21 protein-coding genes are annotated in these 22,695 nt (G+C 62.9%); 7 read left to right on the top strand and 14 right to left on the bottom strand.

Annotation, left to right across the window (positions count from 1 at the left end; genetic code table 11):
* Positions 1–51: 51 nt before the first annotated feature.
* From AC3WVQ_RS08855 to AC3WVQ_RS08830, 6 genes are all read right to left on the bottom strand, one after another.
* Positions 52–738, bottom strand: coding sequence for a fumarylacetoacetate hydrolase family protein (locus AC3WVQ_RS08855; RefSeq protein ID WP_060520644.1), 687 nt, complete (start codon positions 736–738; stop codon positions 52–54).
* Between the two features lie 254 nt (positions 739–992).
* Positions 993–1,199 carry a hypothetical protein gene (locus AC3WVQ_RS08850; protein WP_034788476.1) on the bottom strand — a complete coding sequence of 69 codons (207 nt, stop codon included), beginning with the start codon at positions 1,197–1,199 and terminating at the stop codon, positions 993–995.
* A 327-nt stretch (positions 1,200–1,526) separates the two neighbouring features.
* Positions 1,527–1,763, bottom strand: a complete 237-nt coding sequence (locus tag AC3WVQ_RS08845; protein ID WP_082566472.1) for a DUF982 domain-containing protein — start codon at positions 1,761–1,763, stop codon at positions 1,527–1,529.
* A gap of 193 nt (positions 1,764–1,956) precedes the next feature.
* Positions 1,957–2,193: a hypothetical protein gene (locus AC3WVQ_RS08840; protein WP_252160559.1), complete on the bottom strand. Its 237-nt coding sequence runs from the start codon at positions 2,191–2,193 to the stop codon at positions 1,957–1,959.
* A 110-nt stretch (positions 2,194–2,303) separates the two neighbouring features.
* Entirely contained in the window at positions 2,304–2,696 is a 393-nt protein-coding gene (locus AC3WVQ_RS08835; RefSeq protein WP_060584956.1) for a hypothetical protein, read from the bottom strand.
* A gap of 187 nt (positions 2,697–2,883) precedes the next feature.
* The gene (locus AC3WVQ_RS08830; RefSeq protein WP_255380892.1) at positions 2,884–3,006 is read right to left on the bottom strand and encodes a hypothetical protein; all 123 of its coding nucleotides are present in this window, start codon (positions 3,004–3,006) and stop codon (positions 2,884–2,886) included.
* Here AC3WVQ_RS08830 and AC3WVQ_RS08825 point away from each other — a divergent pair.
* Together AC3WVQ_RS08825 and dusA are read left to right on the top strand one after the other, a co-directional pair.
* A complete protein-coding gene (locus AC3WVQ_RS08825; RefSeq protein ID WP_090293953.1) occupies positions 3,005–4,207 on the top strand; it encodes a glycosyltransferase family 25 protein in 1,203 nt (400 codons plus the stop codon). The two genes, AC3WVQ_RS08830 and AC3WVQ_RS08825, sit on opposite strands and share 2 nt — an antisense overlap.
* A gap of 175 nt (positions 4,208–4,382) precedes the next feature.
* On the top strand, positions 4,383–5,474 hold the full coding sequence (gene dusA / locus AC3WVQ_RS08820) for a tRNA dihydrouridine(20/20a) synthase DusA (protein ID WP_090293951.1): 1,092 nt from the start codon (positions 4,383–4,385) through the stop codon (positions 5,472–5,474).
* Positions 5,475–5,801: 327 nt separating this feature from the next.
* On the opposite strand, the gene AC3WVQ_RS08815 is transcribed toward dusA, so the two are convergent.
* Positions 5,802–6,014, bottom strand: coding sequence for a cold-shock protein (locus tag AC3WVQ_RS08815; RefSeq protein ID WP_034788487.1), 213 nt, complete (start codon positions 6,012–6,014; stop codon positions 5,802–5,804).
* 677 nt (positions 6,015–6,691) lie between these two features.
* Between AC3WVQ_RS08815 and AC3WVQ_RS08810 the strand changes: the two genes are divergently transcribed.
* Both AC3WVQ_RS08810 and AC3WVQ_RS08805 read left to right on the top strand, forming a co-directional pair.
* Positions 6,692–7,279: a J domain-containing protein gene (locus AC3WVQ_RS08810; RefSeq protein WP_034788490.1), complete on the top strand. Its 588-nt coding sequence runs from the start codon at positions 6,692–6,694 to the stop codon at positions 7,277–7,279.
* A 218-nt stretch (positions 7,280–7,497) separates the two neighbouring features.
* Positions 7,498–8,229 (top strand): LssY C-terminal domain-containing protein, encoded by a 732-nt coding sequence (locus AC3WVQ_RS08805; protein WP_090293949.1) that lies wholly within the window; start codon positions 7,498–7,500, stop codon positions 8,227–8,229.
* A gap of 135 nt (positions 8,230–8,364) precedes the next feature.
* On the opposite strand, the gene AC3WVQ_RS08800 is transcribed toward AC3WVQ_RS08805, so the two are convergent.
* Positions 8,365–9,246, bottom strand: a complete 882-nt coding sequence (locus tag AC3WVQ_RS08800; protein ID WP_060600926.1) for an NAD(P)-dependent oxidoreductase — start codon at positions 9,244–9,246, stop codon at positions 8,365–8,367.
* A 166-nt stretch (positions 9,247–9,412) separates the two neighbouring features.
* Between AC3WVQ_RS08800 and AC3WVQ_RS08795 the strand changes: the two genes are divergently transcribed.
* On the top strand, positions 9,413–9,763 hold the full coding sequence (locus tag AC3WVQ_RS08795; protein ID WP_226020687.1) for a winged helix-turn-helix transcriptional regulator: 351 nt from the start codon (positions 9,413–9,415) through the stop codon (positions 9,761–9,763).
* A 589-nt stretch (positions 9,764–10,352) separates the two neighbouring features.
* Here AC3WVQ_RS08795 and tyrS read toward each other — a convergent pair.
* From tyrS to uvrB, 4 genes are all read right to left on the bottom strand, one after another.
* The gene (gene tyrS / locus AC3WVQ_RS08790) at positions 10,353–11,615 is read right to left on the bottom strand and encodes a tyrosine--tRNA ligase (protein WP_090293947.1); all 1,263 of its coding nucleotides are present in this window, start codon (positions 11,613–11,615) and stop codon (positions 10,353–10,355) included.
* A gap of 377 nt (positions 11,616–11,992) precedes the next feature.
* Positions 11,993–12,634: a P-loop ATPase, Sll1717 family gene (locus AC3WVQ_RS08785; protein ID WP_492382695.1), complete on the bottom strand. Its 642-nt coding sequence runs from the start codon at positions 12,632–12,634 to the stop codon at positions 11,993–11,995.
* Entirely contained in the window at positions 12,543–13,505 is a 963-nt protein-coding gene (locus AC3WVQ_RS08780) for a P-loop ATPase, Sll1717 family (RefSeq protein ID WP_492382694.1), read from the bottom strand. Before AC3WVQ_RS08780 ends, AC3WVQ_RS08785 begins: the two co-directional genes overlap by 92 nt.
* A gap of 103 nt (positions 13,506–13,608) precedes the next feature.
* Positions 13,609–16,635, bottom strand: a complete 3,027-nt coding sequence (uvrB, locus tag AC3WVQ_RS08775) for an excinuclease ABC subunit UvrB (RefSeq protein WP_492382693.1) — start codon at positions 16,633–16,635, stop codon at positions 13,609–13,611.
* A gap of 251 nt (positions 16,636–16,886) precedes the next feature.
* Between uvrB and AC3WVQ_RS08770 the strand changes: the two genes are divergently transcribed.
* Positions 16,887–17,891 (top strand): FecR domain-containing protein, encoded by a 1,005-nt coding sequence (locus AC3WVQ_RS08770; RefSeq protein WP_090293942.1) that lies wholly within the window; start codon positions 16,887–16,889, stop codon positions 17,889–17,891.
* 168 nt (positions 17,892–18,059) lie between these two features.
* Here AC3WVQ_RS08770 and AC3WVQ_RS08765 read toward each other — a convergent pair whose 3' ends face one another.
* Both AC3WVQ_RS08765 and AC3WVQ_RS08760 read right to left on the bottom strand, forming a co-directional pair.
* Positions 18,060–20,231 (bottom strand): CHASE2 domain-containing protein, encoded by a 2,172-nt coding sequence (locus AC3WVQ_RS08765; RefSeq protein ID WP_060584971.1) that lies wholly within the window; start codon positions 20,229–20,231, stop codon positions 18,060–18,062.
* Positions 20,232–20,237: 6 nt separating this feature from the next.
* The gene (locus tag AC3WVQ_RS08760; protein ID WP_090293940.1) at positions 20,238–21,992 is read right to left on the bottom strand and encodes an adenylate/guanylate cyclase domain-containing protein; all 1,755 of its coding nucleotides are present in this window, start codon (positions 21,990–21,992) and stop codon (positions 20,238–20,240) included.
* 109 nt (positions 21,993–22,101) lie between these two features.
* Here AC3WVQ_RS08760 and AC3WVQ_RS08755 point away from each other — a divergent pair, with 109 nt between their 5' ends.
* Positions 22,102–22,626, top strand: a complete 525-nt coding sequence (locus tag AC3WVQ_RS08755) for a GNAT family N-acetyltransferase (RefSeq protein ID WP_090293938.1) — start codon at positions 22,102–22,104, stop codon at positions 22,624–22,626.
* Positions 22,627–22,695: the final 69 nt, after the last annotated feature.

Here is a 22,695-nt window from a genome sequence, read left to right as displayed (position 1 = left end):
CCGATCGGGGCCGGCCGGCAGGCGGCGGGCCGCCTGCCGGAAGTGAGCCGGTTAGACGACGCTGACGGCGAGCGCCGCAACCCCATCGACGCCGCAGGTGACCTCGTCACCGCGCGCGACCGGTCCGACGCCCGAGGGCGTGCCGGTCATGATGACGTCGCCGGGGGCCAGCGTGAAGAGTTTGGAGAGTTCGGCGATGATTTCCGGCACTTTCCAGATCATCTGGTCGAGATCGCCCTGCTGGCGGAGTTCGCCGTTGACCTTCAGCCAGATATTGCCGTTGAGCGGATGGCCGATCGTTTCGGCCGATGCGATCGCCGAGAGCGGGGCGGAATGCTCGAACGCCTTGGCTGCAGCCCAGGGCTTGCCAGCCTTCTTCGCCTCCGCCTGCAGGTCGCGGCGGGTGAAATCGATGCCGACGGCATAGCCGTAGACGCAATCGAGCGCGTCCTCGACGGCGATGTTGCTGCCGCCACGTTTCAGGGCGACGACCAGTTCGACCTCGTGATGAACGTCGGTGGTCAAGGGCGGGTAGGGGAAGGCGCTACCGGCTGCAAGCAGGTTGTCCGGGTTCTTCTGGAAGAAGAACGGCGGCTCGCGGTCCGGGTCGTGGCCCATTTCGATCGCGTGGGCTGCATAGTTGCGGCCGACGCAATAGACCCGGCGAACCGGAAAGCCGACGAGGCTGCCGGAAATCGGCAGCAGCACGGGAAGCGGTGGGGGGATGATTGTTTCCATGATCGTCCGGTCTTGGGCGTCCGCCTGTCGCAACCGACAGGAAGAGCACCGCGCGTTTGTTGGGCGTTCGCCGTTGGCCGATTTCGGTTGAGGCGAGGCAAGAGAGAATCCGGACGTTACTGCATAAATCCGCGAATCGGAATCGATCCGCAGAAAAATTAAGAACAAGGATTGGGGACGAAGATTTTGATTAAGGCGCGCCCGCCTGGGCGCGCGCGATCACGGCATCCGAAAGGATGCCATCGTCGGCAAAGTCAGGCGCAATGAGCGTAGGCCTGAAGCTGGTCTCGGGTCAGGAACCGACCGTCCGAACGCGAGTTGAGTTCAGGATGGCTGTATTCGAGGCTGGGGACCTGGGGAAGCTCAAGGGCCTGGCGCACGGTCATGATGCCGAGATCACGACGGCCACCTTCACGCTTCACGGTGACTTCAACGATGCGATAGAGATTGCTCTCGCTCATATGTTCTCTCCCGTATATCGTTTTTCTTGAATTCCCTTAATGGGACTAAGGCGCTCCGAAATTGGTTTTTGTGAGGCACCTCAGAATATAGTAGAAAGAAATGAATGCTTCACGACAGAAATCGGGCCATTTCTGGAAAAATCACCCGAGATTGGGCAGTAATGTGCTGAAATGATGCGTTTGCTGGGCGAATGCCCGGAGCCTGAATAATCGTACGCGGCCGTCAAAGGCCGAAGGTTTCAATCAAAAAAGTCATCGTGTCGCTTGCCCGATGGCAAACGCTCGCCGCCTTCCAGCGGCACCTTTCGTTCAGCGCCGGTAGGCGCGTTAGTGCGTAGGCAACTCGGCTTCTTCGGCGGCCGAGATGAACAGCGATCGGGCCTCTTCTGCGGTGCGACGGCCGTCGATGGCGGCGCGGCAGGCACTGCGGGCGGCCACATAGAATGGTCCGCGGCGAGGCCAGTGGTCTGCAAGGCAGGCGAGGGCGTCTGAGGGGCCTTTGACGGTGCGGCAATCGCCGCTAACGAAGTCGAGTTCGATCGGCTGTTTCCAGACTAATTGCATGCGTCTCCTCCTCGAGATCATCTCAATGAACATCGGCATTTGCGACCGCCGGCCTCTGGCTCCTCTCGAGAAGGTCGGCAGTCGATCTTGCTAATGTAGCGCAGGAGTTCGGTTTTGTAAGCAGCTTTTCGGTTATGGCAGGACAGGCTGCCGCCGGCGGCCGCTCCGCCTGGCGCGAGTGCCGCGATTGGCGTTATCTGGGGATGCCACGCTGAAAGCTTTCGGCGAAGGCGCGACCGGCAATAAGCAGGCGTCCTTCGCTGGTATTGCCTGCGAGATAGTCGTCGATCAGCATCCTGGCATGCCGCCGCGCAGGCTCCCCGTCTCGCGCCCAGCCCTGTTCGATGCAAAGCGCGTCAAAGACGCGCTGCAACCGCTCCATGTCGGCCTTCGACAGCGCCAGGCATTGTGTCGCTCGCAATGGGGCCACCCGTCCCTCCCACAAGGCCGCATTCCCGCGCGCACTATGGCAGAAGGCCGGCGAATTGAACCCCTCGGGAATGAGGGGTTATACGGGCACGCCCGTTGCCGTCGGAATTGTCAGGCCGCCGGGACGACGCGGTCCACCTTGGTTCGGCGACCGCCTTCCTCGATCCGGTAATAGTCGGAGCCGATCTGCGCATACTGGTCGCAGCGCCGGCCGCCATCCTCGAAGGTGATGCAGACCTCGTCGCCGGTGATCGTGTAGCTGCCGCCATCGCGCACCTCGTAGTCACGATAACCGTAGCGGCCGTCGGGGAAGAAGGTGGAGTTGACGCCGTTGAGATTATACCGCAGCGTCTTGCCGACGAGGAAGGCCTGGAGCGCATCGCCCGAAAGCGTCGGAACGGACGGGGCGGTCGGCCGGGGTTTTGCGACCTCAGGCGCCTCCAACTCCATCGATTGGCACCCGGCCAAGAGAAGCGTGAGAAGTGCCGCGATCGCGCGTTTCATGCCGTCTGTCCTTATTCCTGTGACCGGTAACGATACAGGAACGCTGCCCTAGTCCTGTCCGCGGTCGCCGTCAACCCCGTGCTGTGCGTAGCGGCGGGGCTGAGGCGAGCCGATCATCTGCCTTCTTTCCGTTGGCAATTGCGAGTTTCGTCCTTTGTGAAACGAATGCGCAAAAAGCGCTTGTCGCTCAAAAAAGGCTTGTGCCAACCGCGGCAGCGACCGTGGCCGCCAGCGCCAGCAGCAGAAATGCGGCGCCGATGACGGTCGCTATTGTCCGTCGGCGCCGTGCGCCGCTCCAATCGTAGCTCATGTTTCGCTCCGATGACGATCCAGTCGAGGCGGCAAGATGTGCGATTCTTCTTAACAAAGTGGAAACCATGCCCGGCGCGGAGCCGCCGTCGGCAGGAGGCTATCGGCGGCGGCCGTGTTGCCGGCACCTTGCTGGTGGCCCCGTCAGTGCCGTATCGCGAGGAGCTCAGGGGAGTTGTCGCAACGCAGGCGCTTGTCGCTGCAGCGCTGATCGTTGTGACGCCGTGCGATCCGTGGTAGCTCGTCGCGCAGTTGTACGAATCCCGACGATGGGTTCGGTTACCCTGCCGTTGATTTCGGAGCGTTTTTTCGCAGTTCCGAGGATCGGGCGCGATCGGCTGACCAAGCGGCGTGCGCCTTCGGCCCACACACGTCAAGATGGAAGGAAGCAGGGGGTATCCATGCGCTGCCTGGTGATCAATCTCGACCGTTCTCCTGAGCGACTGATCCACATCGGAAGCCAGTTTTCCACCTTCGGCCTGAATTTTGAGCGCGTGGCTGCCGTTGACGGGCGAGAGCTCGATGACGCCGTGTTCGCGATGCAGCCGGTGTCGAAGCAGTGGAAGAGGATGAACAAGGCTGAAATCGCCTGCTTCATGAGCCATCGGAAGTGCTGGGCCATCATCGCGGAAGGGAGCGATGCCTATGGCGCGGTGATCGAGGACGATGTCTTCTTTTCGCCGAGCGCAACCCAGGCGCTGTCGTCATCGGATTGGATCCCGGCCGAGGTGGGCCTGCTGAAGATCGAAACTTTCCGGCAGAAGGTGTTTCTCAGCCGTGCCCGTGTGCTCGCCGATGCCGGGCGCACGATCCATGCATTGCGGGGATGCCATGTCGGCACGGGCGGCTATGTCATCTCTCGGGACTATGCAAAAAGACTGCTTGAGCTTTCGGAAGGGGCGTTTCCATGCCCTGTCGATCATTTTATGTTCGACGATGAGGTGCCGCGGCCGGACGACTGCCGCATTCATCAGCTCTATCCGGCCGTCTGCATCCAGGGCATGCTTCTCGACAGCGCCGACCCGGCGCATGGAAGCACGATCCGCAAGCCGGCCGGAGCAGCGGCTCGCGTGAAGTTGAGGCTCAAGATACATCAGAAGCTCTGGCGCGAGTGCAAGCGACTGTCACTGCAGGTGGCGGCGTTGCCGCCGTTCCTCTTGCGCAGCATTCGCTACCGCTGGACGACCGTTCCCTTTGGCTGACGGGTCGCGTTGCTGAGGCCTCCTCGTTGCCTCTCATTGCCGTAGGTGTCTAAAGCTCGCTTTCTTCGGCGTCGCGTTATATAAGCCCGGCAACACTAGATAATGCCTGCTGGCGGCATGCGCGAATATTCGGCGCTGCCCTTGCCGCGGCCATTGAACAAGAGACGCACGAAAGATGACTGAGACCGCAGGAAAAGCTGCGCGCACAAAGGCGTATTTCAACGCACCGGTCTTCGCCGTTGCGCCCATGATCGACTGGACGGACAGGCACTATCGGTTTTTCGCGCGGCAGCTATCGAAGCATGCGCTGCTCTATACGGAAATGATCGTCGCCGAGGCGATCCTGCGGGGGGACAGGCAGAGGCTGCTCGGTTTTGACGTATCCGAGCATCCGGTGGCGCTGCAGCTCGGTGGTAACGATCCGGCGAAGATGGCGGAGGCGGCACGGATCGCCGAAGGCTTCGGTTATGACGAGATCAACATGAATGTCGGCTGCCCGTCGGACCGGGTGCAATCCGGAACGTTTGGCGCCTGTCTGATGCAGGAGCCGCAAACGGTGGCCGCCTGCGTGGCGGCGATGAAGGCGGCGGTTAAAATCCCGGTTACGGTCAAGTGCCGTATCGGTGTGGACGACCAGGATCCGGAAGTGGCGTTGCGCACGCTCGTCGCGCAGGTGATCGATGCCGGCGCAGACGCCGTCTGGGTGCATGCCCGCAAAGCCTGGCTACAGGGCCTGAGCCCCAAGGAGAACCGCGAGGTCCCCCCGCTCGACTATGGCCTTGTGTATCGGCTGAAGCAGGAAAATCCCAATCTTTTCATTGGTATCAACGGCGGTCTTCAGACCCTGAATCAGGCGCTTGAGCAGCTTCCGCATCTGGACGGCGTCATGCTCGGCCGTGCTGCCTATCACGACAGCGCCATGCTGACAGCGGCCGATCGCCATTTCCCGCATCCGCTGACTGGCGCCAAGCCAATCGTCGAAGACGGCGCCACCTTCTCAGAGCGCGGCCATCGTCTCGATCTTGATTTCTGGGCGGAGGTCCGCGACGCCATGGCCGATTACGCCGCTGCGCATATCGCCAATGGCGGCCGGCTGATCCACGTGACCCGCCACATGGTCGGCCTGTTCCAGGGCTGGGCGGGTGCGCGACGCTATCGCCAGATCCTGTCCTCCGATGCGACCCGCCAGGGCGCGGGGCCGGACGTTATCTACGCGGCCTTCGACGCGGTCTTCGAGGCGACGGCGGCCAAGCAGGCGGCGGAGTAGGCGGTCGCCGAGTGTGCGGGCGCCGCGGGGCGTTCGAGGGTAAGTGCCGCAGACCTCTCCGTTTGTCGTCCTCGAGTTCGCCCGAGCGCTCATTGGGCAGCGCGTCCGGCGCAGGCTTTGCTGCGTCGAGAGAAGATGGCGCCTCTGGTTCTGGATGCTCGGGTCGAGCGCAAGCATGGCGGAGGGGCTGGAGCTGCTTCTGGAGACCCGCTGCCTATAAGGCCGGGTTTAGGAACGGATCCGTGGGGGCTGAGGCGCCCCCCAAACGAAAACGGCGCCCCTTGCGGAGCGCCGTTTCCAAATGAATGTCCGACTGGACGATCCGGCTTAGGCAGCCTGGATGTTGACGGCCTTCGGGCCCTTGCCCATGCGATCCGGCTCGGTGTCGAAGGTGACCTGCTGGCCGTCCTTGAGCGTAGCGAGGCCAGCGGCCTGAACGGCGGAGATGTGTACGAACACGTCCTTCGCGCCGCCATCCGGCGTGATGAAGCCGAAGCCCTTGTCCTGGTTGAAGAATTTTACGATGCCCTTGGTGGCCATGGAAGAAGTCCTTTTCCTTCAGTCAATTTGCGTTGCCCGCGCCCCCTGGGGGATGTGGGCATCTCGTCTTCCGCTTGCAAGCGGAAAGGCGTCGAGTGGTCACGATATCGGGGAAAAGACGTCTACGGTGCCGCTGCCGGCGGTCCCGACACAAGGCCGGGCGCAGTTGAAAGTCCAGTCTCCGGGATAGAAATCGCCCGAACGGGGCAAGAAGTGACAGGATTTGCAGAAAAAGGCAAGCGCCTTGTGCGCCGCGGGAAGCCGTCCAGCCTCTGTCTTTGCAGGGCTTTGGCCCGTTCTCGACCGTCGCTTTCCGGGCAGGGAGAAAAATCGGGGACGGCCGGTTTCCGGACACAATTTCGTCCCGACCGCGACCGAACGTGCGCGCCGCCAACGGGCGTTTGCGTTTTGGGGGCGGACTGCCGGGGGGAAGGCTTGCGCCTCTCCATAACACTTGCGCATCCCCGGGATAACGCGCAGGTTTTACCGAAGGTTGGTTCCGTCTTGGCCGCCGATGGCGTAGCCAGTGGCGCAGACGGGCGGCCGCGAGGACGGACGAAGTATCGCCGTGCGGACGAGGTGTCGCCGTGCGGACGAAGTATCGCCGGGGCTGAATTGGTGAGAGTGCGCCGGCCAGGTCTTGCTGGTGGCGAGAGTGACATACGGAGAGGGACAGCGTGATCGACCCTTACGAACTGCTTGGACTGGAACGCGACGCCGACAATCAGGCGATCCGCAACGCCTATCGCAAGGCGGCGAAATCCGCGCATCCGGATTCCGGCGGCGATCCCGAACAGTTCGCGCGACTGCAGGTGGCCTATGAGCTGCTCAAGGATCCGGTGCGCCGCAAGGTCTATGACGACACCGGTTACGATCCGCAGTTGGCCGACGCGCGCGATCTCAAGGGCCTGATGATGCTGGAAACGCTGGTCAACGAGTTCATCCTCGACGAGCGCGAGCCCGGCAGCTTCGATCCTGTCGCCGCCATGCGCCGCAAGCTTTCGGACGATATCGTCAAGAGCCGCTTCCATATCCTCGAACTCGAGCGCCACCGGGCCCGCGTGCGCAAGCACCTCGACCGCCTCGGCCGCCGGCCGGAGACCGACGTGCTCGGCTCGATGCTGCGCGCCCGCTCGCGCTCGATCGCCGAGGCGATCAAGAGCACCGACGAGCAGATCAAGACGATCGAGCAGGCCTATGAAATGCTGGAGGGGTATTCCTACGAGCTTGAGGCGCTGGAGGTGAAGGCGCACGCGGCGGAGTAGGCGGCGCCGTCTCGACTTTGCCTGTGGTAAGTACGCCGGGACGACGACGACACCCGCGATCCGGACACCTGGCTTTCGGCCGGCGCGATCGGCGGCGTTGATATCACCGGCGTTCGCCTTTGTGGCACCGCTGTGCAGTCGCCTCCATCGGTGCCATAGTCTTCGTCTGTGTCCGATAGCCGGGACCTCTGCCATCGTCTGGAGCGAAGGAGAGTGGCATGAGCCGCTCACACATGCGTGCAGCCGTTTTCCTGCTGGCGACCATGCTCGCCGCCTATCTCGCGGTCAGCTATTTTCTCGTCCCGGAACTCTGGGTCTTCCATGATTCCAGGCGCAGGGCTCCGCTCAATCCCATGGTAACGTCCACGGAGCAGGGCATTCCCGGCGACCCGATCAATGTCGGGCTGGTCGGCTCCAAGGAGCAGATCATCCGCGCCTTCGCCGCGGCCGGATGGGACGCCGCCGACAAGGTGACGCTCAGGTCCTCGGTCGATATCGGCCTCAGCGTCGTGCTCGACCGGCCGGATCTCGACGCGCCCGTCAGCCCGCTGTTCTATGAGGGGCGCAAGCAGGACCTGGCCTTCGAGAAGCCGGTCGGCCACAGCGCCGACCAGCGCAACCATGTGCGCTTTTGGCAGACGACCAAGCCTGTGGAGGGCAGCGGCCCGCTCTGGCTCGGTTCGGCCAGCTTCGACCGCGGCGTCGGCCTCAGCCACGATACCGGCCAGATCACCCACCACATCGGCCCCGATCTCGATGCCGAACGCAATCTGGTCATCGACGACCTCGACAAGGCCGGGCAGGTGGCATCGACCTATGAGATCCCCGGCGTCGGCGCTACCACATCGGGCCGCAACGGCGGCGGCGATCCTTACTTCACCGACGGCAAGACCTTGGTCGGAGTACTCAAGCCGGCAGGCGAAGGGGGCGGTGCGGAGGCCGCGAAGTGAGTGCCCACCGCTGTACTCGGCGCAAGGGCGCGGCAGGCGCAGCACGCGGCGATGGATCAAAGGCTTAAAGCGCAAATCTGAAAGATCGTGGTGCGGGGCGGCACAGCGGACGGCGCGCGCCCCGTCACCTACGCGTTACGGACGCCCCATGAACAGCGACAACGATGCAAAATCGTCGTGCAGGTGGCCGGCGTCGATGGCACGGCGGAAGATCGCCTCGTAGCCGTCGGTGATCGTCCGGTCGATGCCGCGGGCGGCCATCAGCTCGACCAGATGGTGGAAGGCGCCATAGTGCGGCGAGACCGAGGAAAGCGTCTCGTCGTCGGCCGTATAGCGCCCGGCGGCGCTACGCTTGATCAGGTCGGCGACGAGGCCATCGATGACAGGCGCCGTCGCCGACCATTGTTTGCCAAGCGTTTCGAGATCGATCGCCTCGGCGCGGCAGACGGCGATCGATTGCAGCGCGCCGAACAGCGCGCCCCACATCAGGGCGAGCACCGCGCTGTCGAGCGCGTTGGCAAGGCCCGGATCAGCGCCGATATGCTGCACATTGCCGCCGAGCGCGCCGAGCACTGCGCGGCTTTCCTCAAACGCCGCGGCCGGGCCGGAGATGAGCAGCGTACCCGCTTCGGTGCCGATGAAATCGGGAGTCGCCAGGATTGCACCGTCGAGGTAGCGGATGCCATGCCGCCCGGCCCAAGCCTGCACCTCGCGGGCGCCGTCGGGCGTGCCGGAGGTCAGCTCGATGATCAGCTTGCCCTTGAGGGTGCCAGTGACGTCAGGGTCGCGCAGCAGGCTCTGCGTCGCCTGGTAGTCGCTGACATTGACGATGACGATGTCGGAGGCTGTGACGGCGTTGCGTACGCTGGCCGCCACTTCGGCTCCGGCTGCGGCGAGCGGCGCGGCCTTTGCCGGCGTACGGTTCCACACCGTCGTCGGGTGCCCGGCCTTCAGCAGCGCATGCGCCAATGCCGACCCCATCCGCCCCATTCCCAAAACGCTGATTGCAGGTTGCATATCCAGTCTCCATATCCTTGGTGCGGGATCGGCGCTCGCTACGCGCATCCCGCTTCGATTGTTCGAGGCGACGCATTTGTCGTCGCGGCTGAGACGTAAGACGGGACAATCGGGTCGCAATACGCACCCGCGGGTAAGTGGTTACCCCGGCGTAAGGGAGGATGACGTGACGGATGCCATGGAAAACTGCGGTTTCATGACCGCGCTGCGGGCGATCGAGGGCAAGTGGAAGGTCGATATCCTCTGCGAACTCGGCAAGGCCGCGCGCCGCTTCGGCCGCCTGCGTCAGGCGATGCCCGCCATCAGCGAGAAGATGCTGGCGCAGCAACTGCGCGAACTGGAAGCCGATGGCCTCGTCAGCCGCACCACCTATCCGGAAACGCCGCCAAAGGTGGTCTATTCGCTGACCAAACGCGGTGCCGCGCTGAACGTGGCGGCGGATGCGCTCTGCAAGTGGGGCGAGGAGTTTGGCGACGACGCAGGGCAGGTCGAGGCGAGGGCGGTTGCGGTGGGCTGATCGCCGCGACGTCGGCGTGGCCGTGGGCGGGCTCACTTTCGAGCGGCGTTGGTGCCACGATGTCGCCCGCCACAGCCCCGATGTGTTGTCCGGGCCGTCGGAGCCGCGATCTTGGCGGCTGCAGCCCCGTCCATCTCTGCTCGTCACAGGGATCCCGTACCAATGCGGCCGCACGGCGGAAAACTGCGGCGGCTCGTTCCGGCAAACTTTTTGGCAGTAGGCCTTTCGCGCCGCAGATGCGGCGCTGCTGGACTCCTGTGACAGGCACAGGAATGAGGGCGGTAGGGTAATCCCGGCACGTCTTCGGCAACGGTGGTGACGCGTGACCCGCTTCCATGAGAGCGCCGCCGGTTACCGTCGTCACGCCCATGCAGCCACGATCTCTGCGGCTGCGTCCCTTACACCCTCATCTCTGTGCCTGTCACAGAGACCCAGCCGCCGCGCGTCGGCGCGGCAGGAGATGCCGAGCCAGCGCACACAGGCGCTTTGGTTTGCCGACGCATCCCCCGCGCCGCAGATGTGGCGCGAGGAGGGTCCAAAACAAGCGCCGGGTTGAGGGCGGTGAGGCTGTGGTCGTCGCGGAGAACCGCTACTTCACCACCACATGGCGCTTCTTGCCGAGCGAGAGCCGCCGCGGGCGCCCGTCGACGGTCAGCAGTCCGTCGCCATCCTCGGCGACCTCACCGTCGATGCGGACGCCGCGGCCTGAGATCGCCCGCCGCGCTTCGCTCTTCGATGCCGCCAGCCCGGCCCGGACGAGCAGGTCGATCAGCATCACGCCGGCAGTGCGCTCGGCGTCGTCGAGTTCGACGGTCGGCAAGCCCGCGGCGGCTTCGCCTCGCCCGAAAGCCTGCCGCGCCGTTTGCTGTGCATGATCGGCCGCTTGCCGCCCATGCACCAGTGCCGTCGCCTCGTTGGCAAGCCGCTCCTTCACCGCATTCAGTTCCGCACCCTCGGCGCGACCGAGCCTTTCGATCTCGTCGATCGGCAGTTCGGTGAAGAGTTTGAGGAAGCGCACCACGTCGGCATCCTCGGCGTTGCGCCAGAACTGCCAGTAGTCGTAGGGCGACAGGCGGTCTTCGTTGACCCAGACCGCGCCGGCCGCCGTCTTGCCCATCTTGACGCCCGAGGCGGTGGTCAGGAGCGGCGTGGTCATGCCGAAGACTTCCGCGCCCTCGATCCGGCGCAAGAGATCGACGCCGCCGACGATATTGCCCCACTGGTCGCCCCCGCCGAGCTGCAGCCGGCAGCCGGTGCGGCGGAACAGTTCGAGGAAATCGACCGCCTGCAGGATCATGTAGTTGAACTCAAGGAAGCTCAGGTTCTCCTGCTGCTCCAGCCGCGTTTTCACGCTGTCGAAGGAGAGCATGCGGTTGACGGAGAAATGCTTGCCGACATCCCGGAGCATGTCGATCCAGGCCATCCGGTCCAGCCAGTCGGCATTGTTGACCATGACAGCATCGGTCGGGCCGTCGCCGAAGGTCAGCAGCCGCTCGAACACTTTCCTTATGCCGGCGACATTGGCCGCGATTTCCTCCTCCGACAGCATCGGCCTTGCTGCCGAGCGAAAACTCGGATCACCGATGCGCGTGGTGCCGCCGCCGATCAGCACGATCGGCTTGTGACCGGCCTGCTGCATCCGCCGCAGCGCCATGATCGGCATGAGATGGCCGACATGCAAACTGTCCGCCGTCGCATCGAAACCGGCATAGACCGGCACGACGCCGGCCGCAAAGGCGCCGTCGACGCCCGCAAGATCGGTCACCTGGTTGATATAACCGCGCTCGACCAGCGTCCGTGTGATCGCGGAGCGTGGCTCAAAGGCATCGGTGGGAATGTCGGAATGGGTCATCGGTACTCTCCATGGCTATGCCGCCAGGGAGCACTGAACAAAACAAAGCCGCCTGACGGCGGCTTGTTTCAAGACATGATCGAAACGCGCCGCTCCCTATGGAGACGTCGCATAATAGTTGGCAGCGATGAGCGCGGTCTTGATCATGCGGGAGGTTGTAGCGGGGAATGGGGGAGGCGGCAAGGGCGTGTCGCCGTTGGAAGTTCTTCAGCGGCAAACCCGACTCGGGCAAGTACAATCACTCCAGATCGAACCAAGCTTGCCAGCCGGCACCGCCAACTGCCGCCCCTCGCCTCGGGATGTCTATATTCGCTCGCGTGCTCTCGTATTGGTGAGAATACGGCCAACCTAAGCTAGGCAGCAGCTAGTCAGGGACCTCAAGTTGCACTTCCAGGCACCATCGACAAATGTTTCCAAAGTGACTTGTGTATTGTCATTCTTTCCGCATCGTTTAGCGTCGTGTTTCCCCTAAATATCCAACGATTTCTATGGTTTACTTTTCCCATATTGTTCTTGACGACGAAGTCATTTCCAAGAACACCGATACGATAAAGATCGGAAAGTGTCCTACTTATATCTCTCTTGTTGAATAATTCATTTATCTCTATATCATTCTTGTACTTTATGGTTGCTCTCTGTTCAATGTCGTTTCTTCTAAAATGAGTACTGAAACCCAGGAAGAACCTTTGGAGGGCGGCAATTTGTTCTGGCCGGTAAGAGGCTAACAGCTCCTCTGTAATTTCAAGCCATGTTTGCCTAGAATACTCCAAGGACGTTTGGTCAAAGTGGGCTGTTGTAAATGAATCGGATTCATTGTTGTAGTCCCGCGCAACTCGGAGCAATCTAACGATGTCCCGTGGTCTGTAGTAGGATGAATTGAGTATAAATTTAAAATAGTCTTGGTTGTTGATTTTTTCTGGGAAGAATTTATTCCAGACATCGTCTACCTCCGTTTCTGACGAAACGGCTATCTTCCGAGCTACAATCTTCAAAAGAGGATGCTCTGGGCCGTCGGTCATCAACGTCACGACCGATTTCATGCCCAAGCTCCAAAACTGAATGAAGAACCTCAGTTCTGAGGGATGAAATGAGGAATATACGCCTGCCATATTCTGCAGATTCGGCGTTTATGTGAGAGATTGCATATATTAAGTCTCTAATGATTCTTCGGTCTCGATTGAATTGTTCTGGAGTTTGATAAAATAGCTCAAGTTCATCAAAGAATACATATAAATTCTGGCGTTGTTCTAGGTTCTTCAGTATCTCAGAACATGCCCTGTTTATATCAGAAAGTGACGCCTTTCCTGTGTCTCCCGAACTTGATACTATCTCCACGCCGAGTTCAAGTGCTATTCCAAGCGCGTCTCCCGAGAATTTAAGCGTTCCTGACGAAAGTTTGGAGAACATTGCTCCGATTGCGCCACCAATTTTGTTCTCAGTTAATCCGGTTAATTTGTATAATTTTATAGAAAGCGCGTCATTATAACCAGTATCTCTTAATTTTGCTGCTATCTTTTGATACAAGAACCATTTCCAAGGTTCCTTGAAGTCTTGAATGAATGCAGACACATCATTCACGCTTACTATTTGATACCCTGCGCTTGCAGAAAGTTTTTGCCTGTCTTCCTCGGTTACGTGTGTCTTGAACAGTATTAGCTCGGAATGATCTCCTTCTCTGGTTACTTTGTCATGTAAATACCTTAGAAGAGCAGTCTTCCCTGTGCCTTTCAGCCCAAGTATAAAATACCTCTCTCCATTTAAGTACTTTTCAATATCTATTCTTTCAGGAATTGAGTATGAATCGGAGAACGTTCTGTCTCCGGTTCTGGAGTTCTTAAGGATTTCGTTCTTGGCGTCTACGTCGCCAAAATGGATGCTTTTTAGAGTCAACTGATTCCCCACCAAATTCTGTTTCGTGAGATGCAATTTAAGATGCATCTCAGATTTGGCAATCCCCTTCTGATTGCGATGTTGGCCCTTAATGTTCCGTTCTCTACCGCCCCGGGCGCCCGGTCTTCCCCTTCGTCCGACCCTTCTGCCGCTTTTGGTCTGCCGAGTCCTCATACGACCCGACACCCGGTTTCGCCCGCGTCAGGATCGGTTTTTCCGGCACATGGCCGATGACCGGCTTCTCGGTGCGGCCGACGGTCATTTCGTCGAGGGTGTTCCGGCGGAACAGCGATTTGTCCGCACCGGCGGGAGTGGCGACGTCGCGGCCCATTTCGTCGAGGTCGGGTTTGCGGAACAGTGGGGTTTCCGTGTCGGTGCCCGGACCCATGTCGTCGAGGGAGGGTTTCTGGAAGTAGGTTTCGGATGAGGAGGGCTTACCCCCCTCTGTTCTGCCGGACATCTCCCCCACAGGGGGGGAGATTGCGCTGGGCTCGCCCTTGCCGGAGCGCTTGCCGCCCTGGGTGCCGCGTCCACCCTCCCGCGACCGTGCCTCTTCCCGCGCCATCGGGTCGTCCATCGCGGCGAGTTCGGCGGCCTTGAGGCGTTTGATCTCGTCGCGCAGGCGCGCGGCCTTTTCGAAGTCGAGGTCGGCGGCGGCGTCGCGCATCTGTTTTTCCAGCGCGTTGAGGTGCGCCTGCAGGTTGTTGCCGACGAGGTGGCCGCCGTCGGCGAAACCCTTGCCGGCGACGCCGGAGATGTCGGCGCGGACGTGGTCCTTCTCGTAGACGCTGTCGAGGATGTCGGAGATCTTCGCCTTCACCGATTCCGGCGTGATGCCGTTGGCCTCGTTATAGGCCATCTGCTTTTCGCGGCGGCGGCTGGTCTCGTCCATGGCGCGCTGCATCGAGCCGGTGATCTGGTCGGCATAGAGGATGACCTTGCCGTCGACGTTACGCGCCGCGCGGCCGATGGTCTGGACCAGCGAGGTTTCGGAACGCAGGAAGCCTTCCTTGTCGGCGTCGAGAATGGCGACGAAGCCGCATTCGGGAATGTCGAGGCCTTCACGCAAAAGGTTGATGCCGACGAGCACGTCGAAAGCACCCAGACGCAGGTCGCGGATGATCTCGATGCGCTCCAGCGTGTCGATGTCGGAGTGCATGTAGCGCACGCGAATGCCCTGTTCGTGCAGGTATTCGGTGAGGTCTTCGGCCATGCGCTTGGTGAGCACGGTGACGAGCGTGCGGTAGCCGGCGGCGGCCGTCTCGCGGATTTCGCCAAGCACGTCATCGACCTGGGTTTTCGCCGAGCGCACTTCCACCGGCGGGTCGATCAAGCCGGTCGGGCGGATGACCTGTTCGGCAAAGACGCCGCCGGATTGCTCCAGCTCCCAGCTGCCGGGCGTCGCCGAAACGGCGATCGTGTCGGGGCGCATTGCGTCCCATTCCTCGAAGCGCAAGGGGCGGTTGTCCATGCAGGAGGGCAGGCGGAAGCCGTATTCGGCCAGCGTCGCCTTGCGGCGGAAGTCGCCGCGATACATGCCGCCGATCTGGCTGACGGAGACGTGGCTCTCGTCGATGAACAGCAGCGCGTTGTCGGGGATATATTCGAACAGCGTCGGCGGCGGCTCGCCGGGATTGCGGCCGGTGAGGTAGCGCGAATAGTTCTCGATGCCGGCGCAGGAGCCGGTCGCCTCCAGCATCTCGATGTCGTAGCGGGTGCGCTGCTCCAGGCGCTGGGCTTCGAGCAGGCGGCCGCCCTTTTCCAGTTCGGCGAGGCGATGCACCAGCTCTTCCTTGATCGCCTTGATGGCGCCGTTCAGCGTCGGGCGCGGCGTGACATAGTGCGAGTTGGCGTAGATCTTGACCGATTTCAGGTCGCCGGTCTTCTGGCCGGTGAGCGGGTCGAACTCGGTGATGGCGTCGATCTCGTCGCCGAACATGGAGATGCGCCACGCCGCATCTTCCAAGTGGGCCGGGAAGATCTCGATGGTATCCCCGCGCACGCGAAAAGAGCCGCGCTGGAAGTCCATGTCGCGGCGCTTGTACTGCTGCGCCACCAGGTCGGCGAGCAGCTGCCGCTGGTCGAGCCGGTCGCCGACGCTCATCTGGAATGTCATGGCGGTATAGGTCTCGACCGAGCCGATACCGTAGATGCAGGAGACCGAGGCGACGATGATGCAGTCGTCGCGCTCCAGCAGCGAGCGGGTGGCCGAGTGGCGCATGCGGTCGATCTGCTCGTTGATCGAGGATTCCTTCTCGATGAAGGTATCCGAGCGCGGCACGTAGGCTTCCGGCTGGTAATAGTCGTAGTAGGAGACGAAGTACTCGACCGCGTTATCCGGGAAGAAGTTCTTGAACTCGGAATAGAGCTGGGCGGCGAGCGTCTTGTTCGGCGCGAGGATGACGGCGGGGCGCTGCGTCGCCTCGATCACCTTGGCCATGGTGAAGGTCTTGCCCGAGCCGGTGACGCCGAGCAGCACCTGGCTGCGCTCGCCGGAGTTCAGGCCCTCGACCAGATCGGCGATCGCCGTTGGCTGGTCGCCGGCCGGCTGGTAGTCCGACGCCATGCGGATTTCGACGCCGCCCTCGGATTTCGGCGGCCGGGCAGGGCGATGCGGCGTCCAGAGCTTGCCGTCCTTGAACAGCGGGTTGCCGCTCTCGATCAGCGCCGAAAGCGCCTCGACGGTGGCGGTGACGCCCGAGGTGGAGGTCAGCTTGGCGGCGTCTTCCAGCGAGACGTCGAGGCCGGCCACCGGATTGAGGCCGGCGGCGGCGCGGGTCTTCGGGTCGGTCGAACCGCCCATGGAGGTGCCGCGCGCCGACTTGCTGCCGACGATCTCGACCTTGCCCTTTTTGCCCGCCTTCTTCGGCTGCGCCTCATCATCGGCGCCCGCTGCCTTGCGCGCCGCCTTGGAGGCGGCGATCTCCACCGTCTTGCGGTGCTTGCCGGCCTTGGAGGCGATCTGGCGCTGGGTTTCGAAGGCCGAGGCTTCCGCGTCCGCCTCAAGCTGCTTCACCCAGTCGGAAACATTGCCGGATAGAGGCGTGCCTGACAAAGGCGCCTGCGGCGCTTCTTCGAAACCGGACGGGGTGGAGGGCTTCGGCGGGGCATTCTTCGGAGCTTTGGTCATGGCGGGGAATATGGAGAGAGTCCGGCCGAAAGTGAAGAGGCGAGGGAGTACAAAAGGGCAACATTTCGCCCCGGTTGCCGAAGTCGATTCCGGCGCCGTTTGCGCCTTGAATCGCGGGCTTCAACCGAGACGGGTCGGATTGCTGTCGCATTGTAACCCTTACGGTTGCGGGCCTGACGCAGCGTTACCCCGATTGGGCGAGAAGACAGCCAAGCCTGCCGCGTGATAACAATAGTTCTTTGGAGGGTGCCATGTTCTGCTTGCGTGGTGCCGCACTTGGGCTTTGTGCCGTGGTCCTTGGTCCGATGTCCCTGTTTGCCACCGAACCGGTCGGCAAGGCAGTGGAGATCCGGACAGCGGTCAACGGTGCGCGGGGTGCGATTGCGGTCAGAGACCCTGTCTACAAGAACGAACGGATATCGACATCGAAGTCCGGGCTCGGGCAGTTCGTCTTTGAGGACGGCACCAAGCTTGCCGTCGGCTGGGGGTCTTCCGTCGTCATCGACAAGTTCGTCTATGACGACAAGAAGTCGGTGAAGAAGCTGACCATCATGGCCGCCAAGGGCACGTTCCGCTGGATCAGCGGCAAATCCGGCCATTCCGCCTATGAAATCGTTACGCCGGCCGGCACCATCGGGGTGCGCGGCACCGCCTTCGACTTCTTTGTCGGCCCGGATGGCACCACCGCTGTGGTGCTGCTCAGCGGCGCGGCGGATTTCTGCGGTCCAGGCGGCTGCCGGCAGCTGACGCAGCGCTGCGATTGCGTTGTCGCCAAGCCTGGCCGGAGGGCCACCGAACCGAAACGGGTAAGCCGCACGACGTTGAAATCCCTGGGCAATGCCCAGGCGCTGCCGTTCCTCTCCGGAGGTCAACGCCTGTCCGGAGCGATCGGCTGGGTGGGCGGCGGTTGCGGGCTGCGCGCGGCGCAGTTCGAGGGCACCACCCGTACCATCCCAGAGCAACCGGCTCGCGTTGAAGAAAAGCCGCGTGAAGAGAAGCCGCCGCCGGAAGAAAAGCCCCGGGATCCGGGCCCGCAGCCGGAGAACCCCGGCGATCCCGGACCGCAGCCCCAGAACCCGGGCGATCCCGGCCCGCAGCCGCAAAACCCGGGTGATCCCGGGCCGCAGCCGCAAAACCCGGGTGATCCCGGGCCGCAGCCGAACAACCCCGGCGACCCAGGGCCGCAAGACGGCGGTGGCGGCGATCAACCGAGCCAGGATCAGGGGACGCAGGATCAGGCCCCAAGCCACGATTGAAGGGGCGGCGAAGGCTTTGCTGGCGCGCGCCTGATCTCAAAGCCGAGCCGGTGCGCCTTGCCGCCTTCCTCTGGCGAGCTGTGTTTCTTGAAAACTGCACTGAATCAGTAGGCTGCGGTCGCTTCCGCATGTGCTCTGTGAGGTGGCTTTCGGCTGCCGTGGGCAAGATCATTCGGCAGGACGCTTGGTATTCTCGTCGGTGGTCTGCGCGAAATGGTCGGCGCGGCGGCCGATCCGGGCGTAGAAACCGGCGAGTGCCGGCGTCAGCGCCGCTGCCTTCAGCTTGGCGGCGTTGACGATGCTGCGGCTGGTCTGCGTCCGAGCGCCGAGTGCGGCGACCAGCCGATCGTGCAGGCCGCGCAGATCCGCGAAGGCGGGCGAGGCAGCGAGGTTTTCGTCGCCGGCGACGGCATAGACCCGCGTTCGCGTCGTCTTGCCCTTGAGCCCGAGGGAGCCGGCGTCGAGCATGGCATGGTCCGGCAGAGCCTGGGCGGTCGCCTCGGACACCAGAATGTCGATGTTGACGTCCTTGCAGGCCGCTTCGATGCGCGCGGCGATGTTCACGGTGTCGCCGACGGCGGAATAGTTGAACCGCGTCTCGGCGCCCATGTTGCCGACGCAGGCAAGCCCGGTATGGATGCCGATGCCGATGCGCACTTCCTGATCGGCGCCGAAGCCGAAGGCATTGTCGGCGTTCAGCCGCGCTAGCGTCTCGCGCATGCCAAGCGCTGCACGCACTGCCTTTTGCGGATGGTTGGCGACGTCGACCGGCGCATTCCAGAAGGCCATGATCGAATCGCCGATGAACTTGTCGAGCGTGCCCTCGTTGGCCAGCACATGCCGGCTCAGCGCATCGAGCAGCGTGTTGAGAAAGGCGACGACCTCGGTCGGCGTCATGCGCTCGCTCATTTCGGTGAAGCTGCGCACGTCGACGAACATCACGGTGAGCTCGCGATCGTCGCCGCCGAGGCTGAGGGCATTGCGGGTATGCTCGATGCGGTAGAGCAGCGACGGCGAGAGATAGCGGCCGAAGGCCTGCCGCACCTCGCGGCGTTCGCGATCGGTCACCAGGAAGCGGTAGGCAGTGGCCGCGAAATGGGTGATCGAGGCCGCGAGGATCGGCGCCAGCGGATCGAAAAGCCGTCCGCCATAGTAGAAGGCGATCCAGGAGGCGACGAGCGCCAGCGCCGTCACTGCCATGCCGCAGACGAGTGCGACCACGGGGCTGACGAAGGTGGTGAGCAGCACCAGCAGCGTTCCGGCGAGCGCGATCGAGAGGATTTCGAGCCCGTTCGCCCAATCCGGGCGCGAAAGATAGCGACCCGACAGGATCTGCTCGACGATCTGCGCGTGGATCGAAACACCGGGCACGTTCTGGCCGAGCGCGGTGGTGCGCACATCCTGCAGTCCGGCCGCCGAAGTGCCGATAAAGACGATGCTGCCTTCGATGCCGGCGCGGATATCCGGCGAAGGCTCGCCGTCAGCGAGAATGCGGCGCGCCGAGATATAGCGTTCCGTCGTGTCCGGTGTGACATAGAGCCAGACCTCGCCGGTCGACATCAGCGGTACGACGAAGTCGCCGATCTTGACGGCGGTCAGCGTGTTGGCGACGTCTGGTGCGGCCGCCAGGACATAAGTCGAAGCACCCTGGGCCACCCGCAGGGCCTCCATGGCCAGGCTCGGATAGAACTGCTGGCCGTCGCTCAGGAATAGCGGGGCGGTGCGCACCACCGCCGAGGACGAGCCGGGATTGAGGCTGATGTGGCCGAGGCCGGCGGCATTGGCCTCGAGCTGCGGCCTGAGCGGCGTCGCGGCCCGCAGGCGCGGCGGCGCTTCGTTGGCGCTTTCGCCGGTCAGGGCAAAGCCGGCCTTGACCGGCGGCAGGTAGCTGCCCTCGTTGGTCAGGCCGAAGCCGAGAACCACGGGCTTGTCGCGGATCGCCTCGGCGAAGATCTCGTCATTGTCCGGCAGGGCGGCAAGGAAGGAGGGATCGACGCCGCCGACATCGCGCACGACCGTGCGCGGCGACAATCTGTCCGGCTCGGCAAAGAGCACGTCGAAGGCGATCGCGGCCGCACCCATCTCGCTCAAGCGGTCGGTCAGCTTCGCCAGCCGATCGCGCGGCCAGGGCCATTGGCCGAGCTCGCGCAGCGACGCCTCGTCGATGTCGATAATCTTGACCGGCATGGGCTCGAAGCGGCGCGGCGCAATGCGCTGGTATTCGTCGAAGGTGACGTCGCGCGCCTGGCGCAGCAACTGCGGATCCTGGGCGCGCAGAATGGTGAAGAACGCCACCACCGTCATGCCGATCAGAACCCCGAACAGTTGCGATCGTGTCATGGCGGCCTACGGAACCATGGGCAGGCCCGCCTTGACGAGCCCGTCGTTGAAATGCGCGTGGTCGGCAGGATCGACATAGGCGGTAAAGAAGCGCCAGTAGCGCGGCACGTCGTTCGGTGCGTTGGCGATCGCTTCCGGAAGAAGCTTGCGCGCCTCATCGATGCGGTCGAGCTGGCCGAGACAGGTGATCAGCATCACCAGGTTGAAATAGGTGCGGCGCAAGAGCAGCGCCCGTTCGGCGCAGCGCAGGGCTTCGTCGTAGTTGCCGAGATGGTAGTGGGCGAGCGCCATGCGGTTGAGGAAGAGATAGGTAAGCGGATCGTGCGGGCTCAGCCGCAGCGCCTTGTGCAGCGGGTCCAGCGCCTCGGCGAAGCGGCCGATATAGATGCGCGCCCAGCCGAGCGCCATGTGGGCGAGCGCGAAGTTGGAGTTGATGTCGATCGCCTGTTGCGCTTCCTCGACCGCGGCGTGCGGCCGCTGGGCCGCGAAGTTGGCGAGACACATGACATAGTGACAATAGGGGTCGTGATCGTCGATCACCACCGCGCGCGCGGCCTCCGCCTGCAGCTCGGCGCTGTCGCGGTCGATGTCCTTGCTGAAGCCGAAGAAGCAGCGGGCAAAGAGCGAGCGGGCGAGCATCATGTGCGCGCGGCCGAATTCCGGATCGAGGGCGATGGCGCGGCGCTGCCATTCGATCGCCTCGTCGAAATGCGCGGCGGAATCCTGCGCATTGTGCAGCAGGGTGCCGCGCATGTGGCATTCATAGGCGCCGAGATTGTCGGTTCCCCGCAATTGCGCGCGCCGGTTTTCGCCGATCAGGATCTCCGGCTCGATTGCCGCGACCACATGCTGGGTGATTTCGTCCTGAATGGCGAAGAGGTCGGCGAATTCACGCTCGTAGCGCTGTGCCCAGAGGTGGTTGCCGGTCTCGGCCTCGATCAGCTGGCCGGTAACGCGCACGCGGGAGCCGGACCGGCGCACGCTGCCTTCGACGATGTAGCGCACGCCGAGATCCCGGCCGATCTGTTTGACGTCGACGGCGCGGCCCTTGTAGGCGAAGGAGGAGTTGCGCGCGATGACGAAGAACCAGCGGTAAAGCGACAGTGCGGTGATGATGTCCTCAGTCAGTCCGTCGGCGAAGAAATCCTGCTCGGGATCGCCGGACATGTTGACGAAGGGCAGCACCGCAATCGATGGCTTGTCGGGCAGGGAAAGCGGCATGCCGGGCAAGTCGCCGCCCGCGGGGTTCTCGCGCCACTCGACGCGGTGGACCAGGACCGGACGCGGTATGTTCTTCAGCGCGCGCTCGCCGAGGCGCTGCATCGGAAACTCGAGCTTGCCTTCGATCTGGTCGTGGAGCGCGCCGGAAATGCAGATGTCGTTCGGCTGCGCCACCTGCTGGAGCCGGGCGGCGACATTGACCCCGTCGCCGAGCAAATTGCCGCCGTCGACAACCACGTCGCCGAGATTGAGGCCGATGCGGAACTCCATGCGCCTTTCTGGCGGTAGGTCGGCATTGCGGCGCTGAAGGGTTCGCTGGATGGCGACCGCCGCCCGCACGGCCTGCACGGCGCTCTGGAATTCCGCGACCAGGCTGTCGCCGGCCGCGCCGAAGACGCGGCCCCCGTGCTCCGCAGCAAGGCCGGAAATCGTCTCGCAGTAGGTGGCCAGGGTCGCAAGCGTGCCTTCCTCGTCGGTCGCGACAAGGCGACTGTAACCAGCGACATCGGCAGCAAGGATCACGGCGAGCTTCCGTTCCAAGGCGGCGGGCCCCTCCTGCGGCATCTGGTCAGAAGGAAATTAAGCGTAACTTAAATTAGAAAGTCCGAGAAGCGTAAATCGCCCTGATCGGGCCTGAAGACGCTGCACAATGCGTAAAAATGCTCCGCGCGGCTTCTACGCGAGATTGTACTCGCCGGTGCTTCCGCGGAGTGATGCCGAGGCCTATCGGGCAATTCGGCTAGACGGCCTGCTGAAGCATCCTGAAGCCTTCGGTTCATCCTACGAGGATGAGGCCAGCCGGCCGATCGAGGTCACAGCGGAACGGCTTGATAGCGGCTTCGTCCTCGGCGCCTTCGATAGCGATGAAAAGCTCATGGGTGTTGCTGGCCTCGCGATCCAGACGGCGACAAAGGCAAAGCACAAGGGGACCCTCTGGGGCATGTACGTCTTGCCGGAGGCACGAGGAACCGGGCTATCGCGTTTGCTCGTCGGCGGGATTATCGCCGAAGCGCGGGGCAAGGTGGAGCGGCTGTTGCTGACAGTCGTCTCGTCGAACGCCGCTGCCCTCAGCCTCTACCGGAAGGCGGGATTTGTCGAATACGGCCTGGAACAGCGCGCGCTGCGGGTCGACGATGCCTATTTCGACGAGATGTTGATGGCGTTGTCGCTTTAAGCGGCGTGGCGGTCAGCCAGGGAACACGCAGCGGGGTCGACGCGGCGCTGTGCAGCGGTAGGATGGCGC

The sequence above is a fragment of the Ensifer sp. EB106-05-01-XG146 genome (assembly GCF_058791875.1).
The sequence above is the reverse complement of the archived record's forward strand: the minus strand, read 5'-3'. Positions and strand labels throughout refer to the sequence as shown.

What these genes read in the sequence shown, in the direction of transcription:
- AC3WVQ_RS08855 (WP_060520644.1), bottom strand. Translation starts at nt 738, where the DNA reads ATGGAAACAATCATCCCCCCACCGCTTCCCGTGCTGCTGCCGATTTCC.
- AC3WVQ_RS08850 (WP_034788476.1), bottom strand. Translation starts at nt 1,199, where the DNA reads ATGAGCGAGAGCAATCTCTATCGCATCGTTGAAGTCACCGTGAAGCGT.
- AC3WVQ_RS08845 (WP_082566472.1), bottom strand. Translation starts at nt 1,763, where the DNA reads ATGCAATTAGTCTGGAAACAGCCGATCGAACTCGACTTCGTTAGCGGC.
- AC3WVQ_RS08835 (WP_060584956.1), bottom strand. Translation starts at nt 2,696, where the DNA reads ATGAAACGCGCGATCGCGGCACTTCTCACGCTTCTCTTGGCCGGGTGC.
- AC3WVQ_RS08825 (WP_090293953.1), top strand. Translation starts at nt 3,005, where the DNA reads ATGTTTCGCTCCGATGACGATCCAGTCGAGGCGGCAAGATGTGCGATT.
- AC3WVQ_RS08830 (WP_255380892.1), bottom strand. Translation starts at nt 3,006, where the DNA reads ATGAGCTACGATTGGAGCGGCGCACGGCGCCGACGGACAATAGCGACC.
- dusA (WP_090293951.1), top strand. Translation starts at nt 4,383, where the DNA reads ATGACTGAGACCGCAGGAAAAGCTGCGCGCACAAAGGCGTATTTCAAC.
- AC3WVQ_RS08815 (WP_034788487.1), bottom strand. Translation starts at nt 6,014, where the DNA reads ATGGCCACCAAGGGCATCGTAAAATTCTTCAACCAGGACAAGGGCTTC.
- AC3WVQ_RS08805 (WP_090293949.1), top strand. Translation starts at nt 7,498, where the DNA reads ATGAGCCGCTCACACATGCGTGCAGCCGTTTTCCTGCTGGCGACCATG.
- AC3WVQ_RS08800 (WP_060600926.1), bottom strand. Translation starts at nt 9,246, where the DNA reads ATGCAACCTGCAATCAGCGTTTTGGGAATGGGGCGGATGGGGTCGGCA.
- tyrS (WP_090293947.1), bottom strand. Translation starts at nt 11,615, where the DNA reads ATGACCCATTCCGACATTCCCACCGATGCCTTTGAGCCACGCTCCGCG.
- AC3WVQ_RS08785 (WP_492382695.1), bottom strand. Translation starts at nt 12,634, where the DNA reads ATGACCGACGGCCCAGAGCATCCTCTTTTGAAGATTGTAGCTCGGAAG.
- uvrB (WP_492382693.1), bottom strand. Translation starts at nt 16,635, where the DNA reads ATGACCAAAGCTCCGAAGAATGCCCCGCCGAAGCCCTCCACCCCGTCC.
- AC3WVQ_RS08770 (WP_090293942.1), top strand. Translation starts at nt 16,887, where the DNA reads ATGTTCTGCTTGCGTGGTGCCGCACTTGGGCTTTGTGCCGTGGTCCTT.
- AC3WVQ_RS08765 (WP_060584971.1), bottom strand. Translation starts at nt 20,231, where the DNA reads ATGACACGATCGCAACTGTTCGGGGTTCTGATCGGCATGACGGTGGTG.
- AC3WVQ_RS08755 (WP_090293938.1), top strand. Translation starts at nt 22,102, where the DNA reads ATGCGTAAAAATGCTCCGCGCGGCTTCTACGCGAGATTGTACTCGCCG.